An 18,043-nucleotide genomic window follows, 5' to 3' on the forward strand; every position below is an offset into this window, starting at 1 on the left:
CGGCGAGGGGTGGTCATGACCAGGCGACCTTCCGCGCGACCGGATTCGGGCAAGTCCCACTAAGCCTGCACTTACTGGACGCCCCCCATTCGGGGTGCGAGGATGCGGCCATCCTGCCCAGTGACGGCGTAGACACGTAACGTGGAAGGAGCCTCTGCGATGCAGGGCGACCCCGAGGTCCTCGAGTTCCTCAACGAGCAGCTGACCGGCGAGCTGACGGCCATCAACCAGTACTGGCTGCACTACCGCATCCAGGACAACAAGGGGTGGACGAAGCTCGCCAAGTACACCCGCGAAGAGTCCATCGATGAGATGAAGCACGCGGACAAGCTGACCGAGCGCATCCTGATGCTCGACGGCCTGCCCAATTACCAGCGGCTCTTCCATGTACGGGTCGGCCAGACCCTCACCGAGATGTTCCAGGCGGACCGCCAGGTCGAGGTCGAGGCGATCGACCGCCTGAAGCGCGGGATCGAGGTCATGCGGGCCAAGGGGGACATCACGTCCGCCAACCTCTTCGAGGAGATCCTGGCCGACGAGGAGCACCACATCGACTACCTGGACACTCAGCTGGAGCTGATCGAGTCCCTGGGTGAGGCGCTCTACATCTCGACGCTCATCGAGCAGCCCAGCTGACAGCCGCCGGCGCTCCGGAGGGCTCAGGCGGCCTCTGAGAGCCCCTCGGGCTCGACGGCGTCGGCCGTCAGGGCGGGCATCCCCTGGTTCAGGAGGTCGCGTCGCGGGCAGTTGCCCCGGCCGAGGATGGCCTGAATGCGACGGACGCAGGAACCGCAGTCGGTGCCGGCCTTACAGGCGGAGGCGATCTGGCGGGGCGTGCAGGCGCCCGCGTCGGCATGCGCCTTGACCTGCTTCTCCGTCACACCGAAGCATGAGCAGACGTACAACGCGGTTCACCTCCCGCTGTGATCGATAAGGCTAACCTAACCTTACCCGGCACGGCGGGACCGCAAAAGCCCTGGATACGACGATGGGGCGCGGATCACATGGATCCGCGCCCCATCGTCGTAGGTACCTACTTACTGATCGCGGTACATCTCCGCCACCAGGAACGCCAGATCGAGGGACTGGCTGCGGTTGAGACGCGGGTCGCAGGCCGTCTCGTAGCGCTGGTGCAGGTCGTCGACGAAGATCTCGTCGCCGCCGCCCACGCACTCGGTGACGTCGTCACCGGTGAGCTCGACATGGATGCCGCCCGGGTGGGTGCCCAGCGCCTTGTGGACCTCGAAGAAGCCCTTGACCTCGTCGAGCACGTCGTCGAAGCGGCGCGTCTTGTGGCCGGAGGCGGCCTCGAAGGTGTTGCCGTGCATCGGGTCGGTGACCCAGGCGACGACCGCACCGGAGGCGGTGACCTTCTCGACCAGCTCGGGGAGCTTGTCGCGGACCTTGTCGGCGCCCATCCGGACGATGAAGGTCAGCCGGCCCGGGTCGCGGTCGGGGTCGAGACGGTCGATGTACGTCAGCGCCTCGTCCACCGAGGTGGTCGGGCCCAGCTTGATGCCGATCGGGTTCGAGATGCGCGCGGCGAACTCGATGTGGGCGTGGTCCAGCTGGCGGGTGCGCTCACCGACCCAGACCATGTGGCCGGAGGTGTCGTACAGCTTGCCGGTGCGCGAGTCCGTACGGGTGAGGGCGCCCTCGTAGTCGAGCAGCAGCGCCTCGTGGGAGGCGTAGAACTCGACGGCCTTGAACTCGGCCGGGTCGGTGCCGCAGGCCTTCATGAAGTTCAGCGCGTTGTCGATCTCGCGGGCGAGCGCCTCGTAGCGCTGGCCCGAGGGGGACGACTTCACGAAGTCCTGGTTCCAGGCGTGCACCTGGCGCAGGTCGGCGTAGCCACCGGTGGTGAAGGCGCGCACCAGGTTGAGCGTGGAGGCGGAGGCGTTGTACATCCGCTTCAGGCGCTCGGGGTCCGGGATGCGGGACTTCTCGTCGAAGTCGAAGCCGTTGACCGAGTCGCCGCGGTACGTCGGCAGGGTCACGCCGTCGCGGGTCTCGGTGCCCTTGGAGCGGGGCTTCGAGTACTGGCCGGCGATACGGCCGACCTTCACCACGGGCACGGAGGCCGCGTAGGTGAGGACGGCGCTCATCTGGAGCAGCGTCTTGAGCTTGGCCCTGATGTGGTCGGCGGACACGGCGTCGAAGGCCTCGGCGCAGTCGCCGCCCTGGAGCAGGAACGCCTCGCCACGGGCGACGGCTCCCATCCGGGCGCGCAGCTGGTCGCACTCGCCGGCGAAGACGAGCGGAGGATACGACTCGAGGTCCGCGATCACATCGCGCAGAGCCTCGGCATCGGGGTACTCGGGCTGCTGCGCCGCGGGCAGGTCTCGCCAGGTCGCCTTGGCGACGGCGTGGGAATCAGCGTTCACGGTCACACGCACAACATTACGGGGTTCTTCGTCCTGTCCTGTCCCTCTGCCCAGTGGCTGAGACGCGCGCCCGTTATGTCCAGCGGAGATCTTCACGCCATCGAGTGGTGTTACCCTCTGGCCCGTTTCACTTTGAACAGTCGAATCACAGGGGTGGGCGTGACCCAGAGGCACCGCAGGGACCGCAAGAAGAGACGACTCATGTACGGAGCGGCGGCCGCGGTCGTCGCCACCGCAACGATCGGCACCATCGCGGTCGCCTCGCCGGGCCTCCTCGGCGCGACGGGCGACAAGCCGTCCGGGGGTGACCCTTCCCTCCAGTCGCAGTTCGCAAACGCGGCGCGTGAGTTCGATGTGCCGCAGAGCGTGCTGATGGCCGTGTCGTACCAGCAGACCCGCTGGGAGTCGCACGACGGCGAGCCGAGCACGACCGGCGCGTACAACGTCATGGGTCTGACGAAGGTCGACCCGGAGGACGTGAACCAGAAGGTCACGGACGAGCAGATCGATCACTTCAACGGCAGTGGCCGTCCGGAGATCGAGAAGAAGTTCGACCGTGAGCTGATCCGGCGCATCCTGGAGAAGGCGCTCGTCGACACCGACGACCCCCGCCTGCACACCCTGGACAAGGCCGCCGAGCTGATCGACAGCTCCACCGAGACCGTCCAGAACGACACCGCCGCCTCCATCCGGGCCGGTGCCGCGCTGCTCGCCGACTACCAGAAGCAGGCCGGCGCCGAGCTGTCCGACGAGCCGGGCGACTGGTACCCGGCCGTGGCCCGCTACAGCCAGTCCCCCGAGAAGAAGGGCGCCGACCTCTTCGCGAAGCGCGTCTTCGAATCGATCCAGGAGGGCGAGCGGGCGGTCACCCTCGACGGCGAGCAGGTCGCCCTGCCGGCCGATGCGTCGGCCGAGCCGGTCAAGCCGTCGAACGTGCCCCTGGCGGCGAGTTTCGCGAGCACGACGGCGGCCCCGACCACCGAGTGCCCCGCGAGCCTGACCTGCAACTTCGTGCCCGTCCGCACGGACCCCGGCGGCGCGCGGAACTACACCCTGGGCGACCGCCCGAACCAGGGCGTGGACATCCGCCAGATCGTCATCCACGACACCGAGGGCGCCTACGACGGCTCGCTCGACGCGCTGACCAACCCGAAGGGCTCGGGCAGCGCCCACTACCTGATCCGGGCGTCCGACGGCCAGGTCACCCAGATGCTGGAGAACAAGCAGCTGGCGTGGCACGCGGGCAACTGGACCCTCAACATGCACGCCATCGGCGTGGAGCACGAGGGCTTCGCCATCAAGGAGGGGAGCTGGTACACCGAGCAGCAGTACCGTTCCTCCGCGGAGCTCGTGAAGTTCCTGGCGAACAAGTACGGCGTGCCGATCGACCGTGAGCACATCATCGGTCACGACGAGGTGGCGCTCCAGACGGACAACCGCCTCGACAGTCTCCACTGGGACGCGGGCCCGTACTGGGACTGGAACTACTACATGTCCCTGCTCGGCGCCCCGCAGGGCGACAAGGGCGCGGGCGGCCTGCTCAAGGCCGGCCAGGTGGTCCGTGTGGTGCCGCCGTTCACCACGGCGAACCAGCCGAAGCTGAGCACCGGTGGCACGGCCGTCCCGGCGCGTCCGTCCAACTTCGGCTACCTGTACACGTCGCCCTCGACGAGCGCGACGACGCTGAAGGACCCGTACTTCAATTCCCTCTGGTCCGAGGGCTCGAACTACGGCAACAAGGTCCGCGCCGGTGGCTCCTACGTCGTGGCCGAGAGCCGGACCGACTGGACGGCGATCTGGTTCGCCGGCGAGAAGGCCTGGTTCTACAACCCCGGTGGCCAGTACACGGTGCCGGTGGCCGGCGCCACGACCGTGAAGCTCAAGTCGGGGCTGCCCTCGATCAAGGTCTTCGGCCGCTCCTTCCCGGAGACCGCCGCCTACACCGCGGCCGGTCTGACCGCGCCGGGTGACGAGAACGACCCCCTGTCGAAGTTCACGTTCGCCGCCGACCAGGCCTATGTGAAGGCCGGCCCGGCGGTGAAGGGCGACGACTGGTTCGGCTCCGCCCAGAAGAACGTCATCGGCACCACGCTGTTCGTGCCGATCCGCTTCCACCACAAGATCACCTGGGTGAAGCAGTCCGACATCGTGGAGGCGCCCGGCGTCGCCCCCGTCGCCACGAACAACCGCTACAACCTCCTCGCCCGTGACACCTCCGGTGTCCTCTGGCAGTACCAGGGCACCGGCGCCAACGCGTTCCTGACCCGGTACCGGGTCGGGGCCGGCTGGGGTGTCTACAACGCCGTCACGCCGATGACCGCGCTCCGCGCCGACGGCACCGGTGACGCCGTGGCCCGCGACACCTCCGGCCTGCTCTGGTACTACCAGGGCAGCGGCAACCCGTCGGCGCCGTTCAAGGCCCGTCTGCGGGTCGGCCCCGGCTGGAACATGTACGACCAGATGCTCGGCGTCCGCGACCTGACCGGGGACGGCAAGCCGGACCTGATAGCCCGCGAGAAGTCCGGGGCCCTGTGGCTGTACAAGGGCACCGGCACCCCGGCCACGCCGTTCGCGGCCCGGGTGAAGATAGGCACCGGCTGGCACATCTACAACAACATCGTCAGCACCGGCGATCTGACCTCGGACGGCAAGCCGGACCTGATCGGCCGCGACAGCACGGGCGCGCTCTGGCTGTACAAGGGCACCGGCAGCGCCACCGCCCCGTACGCCGCGCGCGTCAAGGTGGGCACCGGCTGGCAGATCTACAACACCATCGTCGGCCCGAGCGACCTCACCGGTGACGGCAAGGTCGACTTCGTGGCCCGCGACGCCGCCGGCGCCCTGTGGCTGTACAAGGGCACCGGCTCCGCGACCTCCCCGTACGCCGGGCGCGTGCAGGTCGGCCCGGGCTGGCAGATCTACAACCTGATCTTCTGATCCCGATCGGGTAGTTCAGGGCCCCGGGGCCCGGCTCGCACCGTCCACGGTGCGGACCGGGCCCCGTTTCCGTGTCCGGCTGGGTTACAGTGCTCGCATGTTCGCGCCTCAGATCCAGAACTGGTGGTGGCCCGCTCCTCCGGCGGCCCACTGATCGCGCGTACTCCGAAAGACGCCAAGGCCGCCCCGAGGGGCGGCCTTTCTCGTGCCCGGGCCGTTCCTCTCCGCACACCAACGGAAGGAACCACGGACCCATGGACCTCTCCCGTCTCCTCGCCCCCTCCTGCCCGCCCTTCGCCCTGCTGCGCCGCCGTACCCCCGGCCGGGACCACGACACCGTCGAGGTGCTGATCGGTCGGGTCCACGAGGCCGAGCGCCTCGCGGAGCTGCCCCTGGGCCCGCTGCCGACACTCGCCCTGGTGCCCTTCCGGCAGATCCGGGAGCGCGGCTTCGACGTGCGCGACGACGGCACCCCGCTCTCCGTCCTGGTCGCCGAGGAGTCCTACGAGCTGCCGCTCGCCGACGCCCTGGAGCAACTGCCCGCGCACGACGTGGCCGTCGAGAACGGCGGCTTCGACGTCTCCGACGAGGAGTACGCCGGGATCGTGCGGCGGGTCATCGACGAGGAGATCGGCTCCGGCGAGGGCGCGAACTTCGTCATCCGGCGGACGTACACCGGGGAGATCCCGGGCTTCGGGCGGGCCGACGCGCTGGCCCTGTTCCGGCGGCTGCTCGCCGGCGAGCGGGGCGCGTACTGGACCTTCGTCGTGCACAGCGGCGACCGGACCCTGGTCGGGGCGAGCCCCGAGGTACATGTGCGGATGTCGGGCGGCACGGTCGTCATGAACCCGATCAGCGGCACGTACCGCTACCCGGCCGGGGCCGCCCCGACCACCGAGGGCCTGCTCGCCTTCCTCGCCGACCGCAAGGAGACCGAGGAGCTGTCGATGGTCGTCGACGAGGAGCTCAAGATGATGTGCACGGTCGGCGACATGGGCGGGGTGGTGATCGGTCCGCGGCTGAAGGAGATGGCCCATCTCGCGCACACCGAGTACGAGTTGCGGGGCCGCTCCACGCTGGACGTGCGCGAGGTGCTGCGGGAGACGATGTTCGCGGCGACCGTCACGGGCTCGCCCGTGCAGAACGCCTGCCGGGTGATCGAGCGTCATGAGGTGGGCGGGCGCGGCTACTACGCGGGCGCCCTCGCCCTGCTCGGCACCGACGAGAGCGGCGCCCAGACCCTGGACTCCCCCATCCTGATCCGTACGGCCGACATCGCGTCCGACGGGCACCTCCGGGTGCCGGTCGGCGCCACGCTCGTACGGCACTCGGATCCGGCGGGCGAGGTCGCCGAGACCCACGCCAAGGCGGCCGGGGTGCTCAGCGCGCTCGGGGTACGGGAGGGCCGGCCGGCCGGTGGTTCGGGACGGGACTCCGCGTCACTCGCCGACGATCCGCGGGTACGGGCCGCCCTGGACGCGCGCCGGGCGGATCTCGCGCCGTTCTGGCTGAAGATGCAGGTCAGGTCGGCCGAACTCGCCGGCCACGCCCTGGTGATCGACGCCGAGGACACCTTCACGGCGATGCTGGCGCACGTGCTGCGCTCCTCGGGCCTCGACGTCTCGGTGCTCCGCTACGACGAGCCGGGGCTGCGTGAGCTCGCGCTCGCCCACGAGGGTCCCGTGGTCCTCGGCCCCGGTCCCGGGAACCCCTCGGACGCCGCCGACCCCAAGATGCGCTTCCTGCGCGCGCTGACGGCCGAGCTGGTACGGGAACACCGGCACGGTCTCCTCGGTGTCTGCCTCGGCCACGAGCTGATCGCCGCCGAGCTCGGCCTGGAGATCGTCCGCAAGCGGACCCCGTTCCAGGGGGCCCAGTTGCGGATCGACCTCTTCGGGCAGCAGCGGACGGTCGGCTTCTACAACAGCTTCACCGCCCGTTGCGACGACCGGACGGCGACGGAGCTGGCGCTGCACCGGATCGAGGTGAGCCGCGACACGGAGACCGGTGAGGTGCACGCGCTGCGCAGGCCGGGCTTCGCGGGGGTGCAGTTCCACCCCGAGTCGGTCCTGACGACGGAGGGCGCGGCCCTGACGGCCTCGCTGCTCGCCGGCGTGCTGGTCTGAGGGCGGTCCGTTCCCCGGTGGCGGCGAGCTCTTCGGCTTCCGTCACCTGGGGGTTCGGGGCACCAGGACGTTCTCGCCGCGTCGGCCGGCGGTGTAGTCGAGGACGTTCCGGACGGTGGTGTCGATGATCTGACCGACGGCGTCCTCGGTGTAGTACGCCTGGTGCGAGGTGACCACCACGTTCGGGAAGGTGACCAGGCGGGCCAGGGTGTCGTCCTCGACGACCTCCAGGGACTTGTCGAGGAAGAAGAGCCCGGCCTCCGCCTCGTACACGTCGAGGCCGACCCCGGCGAAGCGTCCGGCCCGGATTTCGGTGACGAGCGCCTCGGTGTCGATGAGGCCGCCCCGGCTGGAGTTCACCAGGATGGCGTCGTCCTTCATGGTCTTGAGGGCGGCGGCGTCGATGATGTGCTGGGTGGACGGGAGCAGCGGCACGTGGAGGCTGATGAGGTCGGCCTCGGCGAGGAGCTGCTCCTTCTCGACGTACCGCATGCCGAGTTCGGCGCAGGCGGGGTTCTCGGCGACGTCCCAGCCGAGGAGGTGCATGCCGAAGCCGTGGGCGATCCGGGTGAAGGCCTCGCCGATCTTGCCGGTGCCGAGGACGCCGACGGTACGGCCCCGCAGGTCACGGCCCATCAGTCCGTCGAGGCGGAAGTCGAAGTCGCGGGTCCGGTTGGAGGCGCGGACGATCCGGCGGTTGACGGCCATCGCGAGGGTCCAGGCGAACTCGGCGACGGAGTACGGCGAGTAGTACGAGACGCGGGCGACGGTGAGGCCGAGACGCTCGGCCACCTCCAGGTCGATGTTGTTGAAGCCCGTGGAGCGCTGGGCGATCATCTGGGTGCCGCCGGCGGCGAGGGTCTGCAGGACACGGTGGTCCAGGCTGGCGTTGACGCTGGTGGAGATGACCTCGTACCCGGCGGCGATGGGGGCGGTGTCCTCGGTGAGGAAGACGCTCAGACAGCGGACGTCGTGGTGCCCCGCGAAGGCCTTCTCGATCAGGGGCTTCTCGTCCGCCTGCACGCCGAATGCCAGGATTTCCACGAGATTCCCCTCAATGACGATGATGGGCCGGATATGCGCGATCTTCGCGAATATACGACCCATCCCGTCGCGGCGCCCGGCACACCGGGCGCCTGTTGCCTCAGGCGTCGTCGAGGCCGCGCTCGATGGCGTACCGGACGAGCTCCACCCGGTTGTGCAGCTGGAGCTTGCCGAGGGTGTTCTGGACGTGGTTCTGCACCGTGCGGTGCGAGATCACCAGGCGCTCGGCGATCTGCTTGTAGCTGAGCCCCTTGGCGACGAGCCGCAGGACCTCGGTCTCGCGCTCGGTCAGCTGCGGGGCCTTGGGCTCGTCGGCGCCGGCCGACGGGGCGGGCTCGGAGGCGAGCCGGCGGTACTCGCCGAGGACCAGTCCGGCGAGGCCGGGGGTGAAGACGGGGTCGCCGACGGCCGTCCGCCGTACGGCGTCGATCAGCTCCTCCGTACTCGCCGACTTGAGGAGATAGCCGGTGGCACCGGACTTGACCGCCTCCAGGACGTCGGCGTGCTCACCGCTCGCCGAGAGGACCAGGACCCGCAGCCCCGGCCTGCCGCCGACGAGTTCCTTGCACACCTGGACGCCCGGCTTCACCGGCAGGTTCAGGTCCAGGACGAGGACGTCGGGCGTGACCGCGAGGGCACGGCGCACGGCCTGCTCGCCGTCGCCGGCCGTGGCGACCACGTCCAGGCCCGCCTCGGCCAGGTCGCGGGCGACCGCGTCCCGCCACATCGGATGGTCGTCGACGACCATCACCTTGATCTGCTGCTGCTCGCTCATCTTCCTTGTCCTGCCTTCCCCCGTGGAACCTTCAACTCGACTTCCGTGCCCTGTCCGGGGACCGAGATCAGCTCGGCCTCGCCGCCCAGGTCCCGCAGTCTCCCCCGGATGGAGAGGGCGACGCCCATCCGGCCCTCGACCTCCGCCTGCGCGAGGCGGCCCTCCGGGATGCCGGGGCCGTCGTCCCGGACGGTGACGATCACCTCGTCAGGCCAGTCCTCGACGAGGATCCAGGCCTGGGCGTCCTCCCCGGCGTGCACCCGGACATTGTCCAGGGCGGCGCCGACGGCGGCGGCCAGCTCGCGTGCGGCGGGCGGCGCGAGCAGTACGGGCGCGCCCGGCTCGGAGAGGGTGACCTTCGACCCGGCGCGCGGGGCGAGCAGGAGCCGCAGGTCGACGGGTGTGTCGTCGTCCGGCTCCTCGTCCACCTCGACGACCCGGACGACGGCCCCCTCGGACTCGTCCTCGGAGACCAGGCTGGGCCGGATCAGGCCGCCGGCCACGAGGGTACGGAGGGCCACCTCCTGCTCCCCCGCCATCCGGCCGAGCTCGGCGGCCTCGCCGCCGAGGGCGGTGCCGCGCCGCTGCACCATCGCGAGGACCTGGAGGACGCTGTCGTGGATGTCGCGGGCGAGCCGTTCCCGTTCGCGGGTCGCGGCCTCGATCTCCAGGGCGCGGGCGAGGGTGCGCTCGGAGGCGCGGGCGACCTCGACGACGTATCCGATGGCGATGGAGGCGACCCAGACGAGGAGGACGTTGTGGAAGGTGTCCCGACTGGGGTGGCCGCGCTCGACGATGTTGGCGACGGCGACGAGGGAGGAGGCGACGCCGGCCCAGCGCCAGCCGCCCTTGATCGCGTACGCGAGGACGGAGCCGGCGGTCCATATCGACGGCAGGGTGGGGCCGTCGACGGTCTGGGCCTGGGCGTCGGCGAGCGGGGTGAGGAGGATGCCGACGAGGGCGACGGTGATGTCGGCGACGAGGAAGCGCCTGGTGCAGCTGGCCGCGTTCGCCACCTTGGGGAGGGTCGCGAGGGTCCAGACGCACATCACGGCCAGGTAGGCGACGGCGATCCAGGGCCGCTCGTACCGGTCGGTACCGAAGGCGAACAGCAGGACCGCGTAGACCATGGTCAGGACGCGGTAGCCGGTCAGTGCCCGCCACAACGGCTGCTCGACCGACATGCGTACGACACGCTCGCGCTTGGCCATCTCCCCCACCCCCGGACGTCCCGTGCGGGACGCCTACGCGCCGGACTCTTCCCGAGCGGCGATCTCGGCCTTGACGGCCTCCTTGGCCGCCTTCTCCGCGTCCGCGATCTGCCGCTTGGCGGCGGTCGCGTAGATGTCGACGTACTCCTGGCCGGACAGCTTCATGATCTCGTACATGACCTCGTCGGTCACCGAGCGCAGGATGAAGCGGTCCCCCTCCATGCCCTGGTAGCGGGTGAAGTCCAGCGGCTTGCCGATCCGGATCCCCGGGCGCATCAGCTTGGGGACGACCTTGCCGGGCGGCTGGATCTTCTCGGTGTCGATCATGGCGACCGGGATCACCGGCGCGCCGGTGGCCAGGGCCACGCGCGCGAGGCCGCCGGGCTTCCCCCGGTAGAGGCGGCCGTCGGGCGAGCGGGTGCCCTCGGGGTAGATCCCGAAGAGGCCGCCGTTCTCGATGACCTCGATACCGGCCTTGATCGCCGCCTCGCCCGCGCCGCGGGCACCCGAACGGTCCACCGGGAGCTGGCCGACGCCCTTGAAGAAGGCGGCCGTGAGCTTGCCCTTCACACCCGGCGAGGTGAAGTACTCCGCCTTGGCGATGAAGGTGACCTTGCGGTCGAGCACGGCCGGCAGGAAGAAGGAGTCGGAGAACGACAGGTGGTTGCTCGCAAGGATCGCGGGCCCCTCGGCGGGAATGTTCTCCAGACCCTCCACCCAGGGCCGGAAGGCAAGCTTCAGGGACCCTCCGAGGGAGAACTTCATCGCGCCGTAGATCAACTCGCCATGCCTTCCGTGTGCCGTCGCGACGACTTTATCCCGTACCGGCGTACGGCCCCCGCTACGGCCCTGGTCGGTGTCGGTCCGGTCGCGTACCGTGAAGGTCCTTCCCCATTTTCCGTCGCTGCGGCGCACCCGAAGGCGCACCCGAAGGCGAACGCGAAGTCGAGCGAACAGGAGACCCCGGTGCCGGTCCTTCCCGGAGCCGAGCCGTACCGCCATGAAGGCGGAGAGGTCGGCGTCCTTCTCTGTCACGGATTCACCGGTTCCCCGCAGTCGATGCGCCCGTGGGCCGAGTATCTGGCCGCACGCGGTCTGACCGTGTCACTGCCACTGCTGCCCGGCCACGGCACCCGCTGGCAGGACATGCAGCTCACCACCTGGCACGACTGGTACGCGGAGGTCGACCGGGCCCTGAGCGAGCTCCTGGAGCGGTGCGCGACCGTCTTCGTCTTCGGTCTCTCGATGGGCGGGGCACTGACCCTGCGGCTCGCCGCCCGGCACGGGGACGCCGTGAAGGGCATCGTCCTGGTCAACCCGGGCAACAAGGTGCACGGCCTGGCGGCGCACGCGCTGCCGGTCGCCCGTCATCTGGTCCCGTCGACCAAGGGCATCGCCAGCGACATCGCCAAGGAGGGCGTGACCGAGGTCGGCTACGACCGGGTGCCGCTGCACGCGGCGCACTCCCTGCGGCAGTTCTTCCGGACCGTGGACGCGGAGCTTCCGCAGGTCACGCAGCCGGTGGTGCTGCTCCACAGCCCCCAGGACCATGTGGTGCCGCCCGTCGACTCGGCCCGGATCCTCTCCCGGATCTCCTCGACGGACGTCCAGGAGATCCTGCTGGAACAGAGCTACCACGTGGCGACGTTGGACCATGACGCGGAGCGGATCTTCGACGAGAGCCTGGCTTTCGTCGAGCGTCTCGCGCCGGGTCTGGTCGACGAACAGGGGAGCAGGAGCGGTGGCTGAGGAGCAGGACGGCGGCGGTCGGGAGCCGCAGCCCATCGACGAGGAGGCGGCCTGGGCCGCGATCGTCGCGGGGTACGGCGAGGAGCCAGTGGACCCGCCGGGGGCGAAGCCGTTCCGGACCGTCGAGAACCTGTCGCTTCCCGAGCCGGAGGCCGACGGCGACGAGGACGAGGAGGCCGGGGAGGTCCGGCCGGTGAAGCCCAGGCCGACCCTCGGGGAGGGCACGCCCTGGAAGCCGAGGCCGGCGACCGGGCCGACCCCGCCGGAGGCCTCCGAGGAGCCCGCGGCGGAGGAGGAGCCGGAGGCCGGTCCCGAGCGGCCCGCCCTCGGCAGTTCCGTCGTCTTCGCGCCCGGCATCGGCCCCAGCGGCCCCCGGGACTACTCGCCCGCCGAGCCGGACGACGCCCCCGGTGGTTCGGACGAGGGCCACTTCGTACCGCCGGAGCCGCCCCCGCTGCCCGAGGCGGACGCGACGACCAAATTCGCGTGGCTCGCCGTGGTCGGCGGACCGGTGCTGATGCTGGTCGCCGTGCTGCTCGGCTGGGACATGACCTGGTGGCTGACCACGCTCTGCATCGGCGGCTTCCTGGGCGGCTTCGCGACCCTGGTGGGGCGCATGAAGCACGACGACGATGACGACGGCTTCGACGACCCGGGCCGCGGCGCGGTCGTCTGACTCTCCTGACGCCGCCCTCGCACCGCTCGGCGCCTCTCGGGCTTCGGGCGGCTGCGGCTGCGCCGGACTCCGTCCGTCGAGCCGGTGGCCCGGGGGCCCCGGCCGACGGCGGTGCGGCCCTCAGGGCACTGCGGGCACCCGCACCGCCGCGAGCACCGGAAGGTGATCGGTGGCGGCCCGCAGATCCGCCGGGTCGAGGTCCGTCGGCACCCCGCAGCCGAGGAACTCCACGCCCGGGGTGGCGAGGATCGCGTCGATCCGCTGGTTCGGATCGGCCGGGGTGGAGGTGTACTCGCCTCCCCGGGGGCTGACCTCCCACCCGTCCTGGAGCTCCTTCGCCAGCCGGCGGAAGGCGGGTCCTTCGGGCCGTTCGTTGAGGTCCCCGGCGACGAGGGTGTACGGGGTCCCCAGGGCGGCGACCCGGTCGAGGACCATCCCGGCCTGGGCGTACCGCTCCTCCTTCCGCAGGCTCAGATGGCAGCTGATGAGCCCGACGCGGGCCCCGGCGAAGCGGACGACGGCGGTCGCGAGACCGCGCCGGTGCAGGCCGGGGCTGAGCGGCAGCAGCACGTCCTCGGTGCGTTCCACGGTGGCCCGCAGGGAGCAGAGCAGCATCGGTCCGGCCGCGGTGGCGCCGCCGCTCAGCATGACGAGCTCGCTCTTCGCGGCGAGCCGGGCGGCGTGCTTGCGCCAGCGGAAGAAGCGCGGGGCCTCCTGGACGAAGACGAGGTCCGGGGCGCAGGCCCGGATGACCCGGGCGAGGGCGTCCTCGTCGTCGCGCATCGAGCGCACGTTGTAGCTGAGGACCCGGAGGACGGCCGAACCGTCCGCCTCGGTGCGGGAGTTGGGCAGCTCACTGATCGCCATGACACGTAACGTACGACAACCGCCCGCCGCGTCCACGAGGACGCGACGGGCGGTTGTCGTACGAGGACCGGTCAGCCCTGGCGGGCCAGGTCCGCGGCGCCGACCAGGCCGGCCTTGTTGCCGAGCTGGGCCGCGAGGACCTGCGCGTGCGGGCGCCACTCGCCGCCGATCAGCCAGCGTCGGAAGGACTTGCGGATCGGGTCGAGGACGAGCTCGCCCTCGTCCGAGACGCCGCCGCCGACGATGAACGCCGAGGGGTCGAAGAGCGAGGCCAGGTCCGCGAGGCCGGCGCCGGCCCAGCGGGCCAGCTCGCGGAAGGAGTCGACGGCGACCGGGTCGCCGGCGCGGGCGGCCTGGCTGACGTGCCGGCCCTCGATGCCCTCGGGGGTGCCGTCACCGAACGCGAGGAGGACCTCGGCGTTCTCGGGGGTGGCGGCGGCGCGCTGCTTGGCGTAGCGGACGAGGGCGCGCCCGGAGGCGTACTGCTCCCAGCAGCCCTGGCTGCCGCAGCCGCACAGCAGACCGTCCGGGACGACCCGGATGTGGCCGAACTCGGCGGCCACGCCGAAGCGTCCGCGGCGGAGCTTGTTGCCGATGATGATGCCGCCGCCGAGGCCGGTGCCGAGGGTGATGCAGATGACGTCCTCGTGGCCCTGGCCGGCACCGAACCGGTACTCGCCCCAGGCGGCCGCGTTGGCGTCGTTCTCGACGACGACGGGCAGGCCGACCCGCTGCTCGACCTTGTCCTTGAGCGGCTCGTGCCGCCAGTCGATGTTCGGCGCGAAGAGGACGGTGGCACGCTTGTCGTCGACGTAGCCCGCGGCACCGATGCCGACGGCCTCGATCGTGTGGCCCTTGCCGGCCTCGGACACGGCCGCGCAGATCGCGTCGACGATGCCCTCGGGGGTCGGCGGGGTGGGCACCTTGTGCGTGTCGAGGATGTTGCCCTCCTCGTCGACCACGCCGGCCGCGATCTTCGTGCCGCCGATGTCGACGCCGATGGTGAGTCCCATGTGTCCCTCAGTTTTCGGTCGAGCCCCGCTAAGGCCCACCGTACCCGAGGGGGACGGGCGTACCGATCAGTCGAGGTCGATGTGCTGGCCGGTTCCCGGCCCCTCGTCGTCCTTGCGGTCGTCGTCGTGCTTGTCGTCGCGCTTGCTGTCAGGCGCGCTGTCGTGCTCGGCGTCGCGCGGCCCGTCCGCGTCCCGGCGAGGATCGCGCGGGTCGTCCGGGGTCACCTTCTCGTCGCGGGTCCAGCGGCTCTCGTGGGACTCGACGGCGGAGCGGTAGGCGGCGAGCAGTTCGTTCCCTGCGGCGGCGAGGTGGTCGAAGACCTGCGGGTTGCGCTCGATCACGGGCTCGACGACGGACTTCGCCTGGTTGACGAGCTGCTGCACGGTCTGCGCGGCCTGGCCGCCGAGCAGCGGGTTCCCGAGACCCCCGGAGACCTTGTCGGCGACGGCCTCGAAGAGCTTGCGGAACTCGTCGGCGGCGGAGCCGGTCTCCGCACCGCGCTGCGCCCGTCGGCGGGCCTTCTCCGCCTCCAGGTCCTCGGCGCACGCCTTGGCCCAGGCATCCGAATCGCTCATGGCGTACTCCTCAGTGGCTGGTACTTCGACGGTACACGCCTCCTCAAGGGGTACGGGGCCAGAGCCCGGGGTCGGGCGTGAAGCGCACCCGGAGGTCCCCGTCGACGAGGCCCGCGCCGGTGACGGTGCAGCGGCGCAGGGCGGCCGGCAGGGGGACGTTGCGACGGAAGGCGCCGACGGTCAGGAGCAGTTCGTCGCCCCTGCGGACGAGGGACAGTTCCTCCTTGACGGCCCCGGGGAGACCGATGTGCCACACCAGGACCCCGTCCTCCTCCCGCCGGTCCTCGACGGCCCAGTCCGGTACGGGGGCGGGGACGGCCGCGGGCCGGGCGGGCGCGAGCAGCGCGAGGTCCTCGGGCCCGCGCGGGTCCCGGCCCAGGTGCGGGAGCTCGTCGACGACGTCGCCCGCGGTACGGAGCTCCGCCAGGTGCCGGTGCTGCTGGACGGTGAGCCCGGCGAGCCAGGGGTCCTCGGAGTCGGCGGGCAGCAGCCGGTTGGCGACGACGGAGTCGAGGACGAGGCCCTGGAGGGCGAGGCCGAGCCGTGCGGTGCGCAGAGCACGGACGGCCGCGGGGCCGGGTTCGAGGACCAGGCGGACGCTGGTGGTGGGGGCGTCGACGACGGCCTGGACGGCGGCCAGCTCGGCCTCCCAGCGCCCGGTGGTCTCGTACAGCCACTGCGCGGGCATGGGAACCCCGGCTAGCTGGGCGAGCAACGGGCGCAGGGCGCGGGCGGCCTGCCGTTCCGGCGGCAGGAGGCGGCGCAGATAGCGGCGGAGCTGCTCGGGCAGGGCGAGGACGGCGAGGGCCTCGGGGAGCGGCGGCAGATCGACGACGGCGAGCTCGTGGTCGCCCTCGGCTGCGTCGCGCAGGGAACGCAGCAGGGCGAACTGGCGGCTGCCGGGGAGTTCGGTGAGCTCGGCGTCCTCGAAGGGCGCGGCGCCCAGCAGATCGAGGGCGGCGGAGGAGCGGGCCTGGAGGGCGAGGAACTCGCGGCGGAAGTCGGCGGCCGGCTCGGGCCGCAGAACCCGGAGGCCGCCGCCGCTCAGGAGCGGGTCGGCGTCCTCGGAGACGAGCAGGACCCGACGGCCGGCGCGCGCCTCGGCGAGGGCGGTCGCGGCGGCGACGGTGGTACGCCCGGCGCCGCCGGTCCCGGTGACAAGAATGATCCGCATGCGCGGGAACGTTACCTGGGCCCCTCGTCCACCCCGTTGTGGGCAACTGTTCCTCCCCCAGACTCCGTCCGGGGGGAGGGACGATTGCCCACACGGCGGGTGGGGGCGGAGGTCATCCTCCGGTGTGGGCGCGGCCCTCAACGGCTCGTGTGGACGCAGCCCGCGGGGGAGGTGCTACGCGCCCGACTCGACGCGCTTCTTCAGGCCGGCGAGGGCCCGGTCGATGATGACCTTCTCCGCCTTGCGCTTGATCATGCCGAGCATGGGGATCTTGACGTCGACGGTCAGCTGGTAGGTGACCTCGGTGCGGTCGCCGCCGCCGACCGGGGCGAGCCGGTAGGAGCCGTCGAGGGAGCGGAGCATCTGGGACTTGACCAGCGTCCAGCTGACCTCGTTGCCACCGGTCCAGGTGTACGCGAGGGTGTGGTCGTCCTTGATCGCGCCGGCGTCGAGGAGCAGCCGGACCTTCTCGGCGCGGCCGGCGTCGTCGGTCTCCAGGACCTCGGCCTCCTTCACCTCGCCCGTCCACTCGGGGTAGCGGGCGAAGTCGGCGATCACGCCCATGACGTCGGCCGGTGCCGCCTCGATGGTGATGCTCGAGCTGGTGTGTTCGGCCATCGTGGTGGCTCCTCCACTGTGCGGTCCGGCGGAAGTAAAAGGGCACAGACGTGCCGACGGAAGGCTATCGCGCTGTGACGCGGGGCCCGTCACCACTCCAGCGCGAAGGGCCTGCCCGTCGAGGCGAAGTGGCCGACGTTCACGCACTCGGTCGAGGCGACCCGCATCCGCCGGGCCAGCGGTTGATGGACGTGGCCGAAGAGGGCGTAGCGGGGCCGGGTGCGCCGGATGGCGTCGAGCAGGGCCCGGCTGCCGCGCTCGAAGCGGCGGGCGACGGTGTCGTACGTCAGGTCCGGCACGTCCGGCGGGATGTGGGAGCAGAGGACGTCGACGTCGCCGAGGGCCTCGACCTTCGCCGCGTACTCCTCGTCGGAGATCTCGTACGGGGTGCGCATCGGGGTGCGGAGGCCGCCGCCGACGAAGCCGAAGACGAGGCCGCCGAGCTCGACCCGCTCGCCGTCGAGGACGGTCGTCCCGGGTCCGGCGAACTCGGGCCAGAAGCGGGGAATGTCGACGTTCCCGTAGGTGGCGTACGTGGGGGTGGGGAAGGCGGCGAAGAGTTCGGCGTACTGGCGGCGGACCGCGCCCTCGATCGCGGTCTCACGGTCGACGTCGAGCTCGGCCCAGAGACGGCGGCCCAGGTCACGGGCCTCTTCGAAGCGGCGGGCGGTGCGCAGCTCGACGAGCCGGTCGGCGTTCTCGACACCGAAGAGGTCGGGGAAGATCCCGCGGCTGTGGTCGGCGTAGTCGAGGAAGAGGACCAGGTCCCCCAGGCATATGAGGGCGTCGGCCCCGTCCCCCGCCCTGGCGAGGTCTCCGGCGTTGCCGTGCACGTCACTGACCACATGGACTCGCATGGGCCCCACCTTAGGGGGTGTCACCTGCGGTTACTT

Annotated in this window: 18 protein-coding genes; 6 read left to right on the top strand and 12 right to left on the bottom strand. The window is 71.1% G+C overall.

What is annotated here, in order from left to right; all coding sequences use genetic code 11:
* The first annotated feature begins 159 nt into the window (after positions 1–159).
* Positions 160–636 (top strand): bacterioferritin, encoded by a 477-nt coding sequence (gene bfr / locus OG462_RS13725; protein ID WP_030314454.1) that lies wholly within the window; start codon positions 160–162, stop codon positions 634–636.
* 23 nt (positions 637–659) lie between these two features.
* Here bfr and OG462_RS13730 read toward each other — a convergent pair whose 3' ends face one another.
* Both OG462_RS13730 and OG462_RS13735 read right to left on the bottom strand, forming a co-directional pair.
* A complete protein-coding gene (locus tag OG462_RS13730) occupies positions 660–905 on the bottom strand; it encodes a bacterioferritin-associated ferredoxin (protein WP_406057710.1) in 246 nt (81 codons plus the stop codon).
* Positions 906–1,037: 132 nt separating this feature from the next.
* Complete coding sequence (locus OG462_RS13735; protein WP_406057711.1) at positions 1,038–2,390, bottom strand: class II 3-deoxy-7-phosphoheptulonate synthase; 1,353 nt, start codon at positions 2,388–2,390, stop codon at positions 1,038–1,040.
* Between the two features lie 153 nt (positions 2,391–2,543).
* Here OG462_RS13735 and OG462_RS13740 point away from each other — a divergent pair, with 153 nt between their 5' ends.
* The 3 genes from OG462_RS13740 (at position 2,544) to OG462_RS13750 (ending at position 7,447) form a co-directional block, all read left to right on the top strand.
* Positions 2,544–5,321 (top strand): N-acetylmuramoyl-L-alanine amidase, encoded by a 2,778-nt coding sequence (locus tag OG462_RS13740; protein ID WP_406057712.1) that lies wholly within the window; start codon positions 2,544–2,546, stop codon positions 5,319–5,321.
* Positions 5,322–5,418: 97 nt separating this feature from the next.
* A complete protein-coding gene (locus tag OG462_RS13745; RefSeq protein WP_406066528.1) occupies positions 5,419–5,475 on the top strand; it encodes a trp operon leader peptide in 57 nt (18 codons plus the stop codon).
* Positions 5,476–5,575: 100 nt separating this feature from the next.
* Positions 5,576–7,447, top strand: a complete 1,872-nt coding sequence (locus OG462_RS13750; protein WP_406057713.1) for an anthranilate synthase family protein — start codon at positions 5,576–5,578, stop codon at positions 7,445–7,447.
* Between the two features lie 42 nt (positions 7,448–7,489).
* Here the strand turns inward: OG462_RS13750 and OG462_RS13755 are convergent, their stop codons facing one another.
* The 4 genes from OG462_RS13755 to OG462_RS13770 form a co-directional block, all read right to left on the bottom strand.
* Positions 7,490–8,491, bottom strand: a complete 1,002-nt coding sequence (locus tag OG462_RS13755; protein WP_406057714.1) for a 2-hydroxyacid dehydrogenase — start codon at positions 8,489–8,491, stop codon at positions 7,490–7,492.
* A 100-nt stretch (positions 8,492–8,591) separates the two neighbouring features.
* Positions 8,592–9,266 (bottom strand): response regulator, encoded by a 675-nt coding sequence (locus tag OG462_RS13760; RefSeq protein WP_406057715.1) that lies wholly within the window; start codon positions 9,264–9,266, stop codon positions 8,592–8,594.
* On the bottom strand, positions 9,263–10,477 hold the full coding sequence (gene macS / locus OG462_RS13765; protein ID WP_406057716.1) for a MacS family sensor histidine kinase: 1,215 nt from the start codon (positions 10,475–10,477) through the stop codon (positions 9,263–9,265). Before macS ends, OG462_RS13760 begins: the two co-directional genes overlap by 4 nt.
* Before the next feature lie 33 nt (positions 10,478–10,510).
* Positions 10,511–11,257 carry a 1-acyl-sn-glycerol-3-phosphate acyltransferase gene (locus OG462_RS13770; RefSeq protein ID WP_198955977.1) on the bottom strand — a complete coding sequence of 249 codons (747 nt, stop codon included), beginning with the start codon at positions 11,255–11,257 and terminating at the stop codon, positions 10,511–10,513.
* A gap of 186 nt (positions 11,258–11,443) precedes the next feature.
* Here OG462_RS13770 and OG462_RS13775 point away from each other — a divergent pair, with 186 nt between their 5' ends.
* Both OG462_RS13775 and OG462_RS13780 read left to right on the top strand, forming a co-directional pair.
* Entirely contained in the window at positions 11,444–12,226 is a 783-nt protein-coding gene (locus tag OG462_RS13775; RefSeq protein ID WP_406057717.1) for an alpha/beta hydrolase, read from the top strand.
* Complete coding sequence (locus OG462_RS13780) at positions 12,219–12,902, top strand: hypothetical protein (protein WP_406057718.1); 684 nt, start codon at positions 12,219–12,221, stop codon at positions 12,900–12,902. Before OG462_RS13775 ends, OG462_RS13780 begins: the two co-directional genes overlap by 8 nt.
* 120 nt (positions 12,903–13,022) lie before the next feature.
* Here OG462_RS13780 and OG462_RS13785 read toward each other — a convergent pair whose 3' ends face one another.
* The 6 genes from OG462_RS13785 to OG462_RS13810 all read right to left on the bottom strand — a co-directional run bounded on the left by OG462_RS13785 (position 13,023) and on the right by OG462_RS13810 (position 18,007).
* Positions 13,023–13,769, bottom strand: coding sequence for an endonuclease/exonuclease/phosphatase family protein (locus OG462_RS13785; protein WP_406057719.1), 747 nt, complete (start codon positions 13,767–13,769; stop codon positions 13,023–13,025).
* A 71-nt stretch (positions 13,770–13,840) separates the two neighbouring features.
* Positions 13,841–14,782 (bottom strand): ROK family glucokinase, encoded by a 942-nt coding sequence (locus OG462_RS13790; RefSeq protein ID WP_406057720.1) that lies wholly within the window; start codon positions 14,780–14,782, stop codon positions 13,841–13,843.
* Positions 14,783–14,848: 66 nt separating this feature from the next.
* Positions 14,849–15,358, bottom strand: coding sequence for a DUF5304 domain-containing protein (locus OG462_RS13795; RefSeq protein WP_406057721.1), 510 nt, complete (start codon positions 15,356–15,358; stop codon positions 14,849–14,851).
* Between the two features lie 43 nt (positions 15,359–15,401).
* Complete coding sequence (locus OG462_RS13800; RefSeq protein ID WP_406057722.1) at positions 15,402–16,532, bottom strand: ArsA family ATPase; 1,131 nt, start codon at positions 16,530–16,532, stop codon at positions 15,402–15,404.
* 174 nt (positions 16,533–16,706) lie between these two features.
* Entirely contained in the window at positions 16,707–17,150 is a 444-nt protein-coding gene (locus OG462_RS13805; RefSeq protein WP_383861691.1) for an SRPBCC family protein, read from the bottom strand.
* Positions 17,151–17,239: 89 nt separating this feature from the next.
* On the bottom strand, positions 17,240–18,007 hold the full coding sequence (locus OG462_RS13810; protein WP_406057723.1) for a metallophosphoesterase: 768 nt from the start codon (positions 18,005–18,007) through the stop codon (positions 17,240–17,242).
* Positions 18,008–18,043 lie beyond the last annotated feature (36 nt).

Source organism: Streptomyces sp. NBC_01077, assembly GCF_045162855.1.
Lineage (GTDB): Bacteria > Actinomycetota > Actinomycetes > Streptomycetales > Streptomycetaceae > Streptomyces.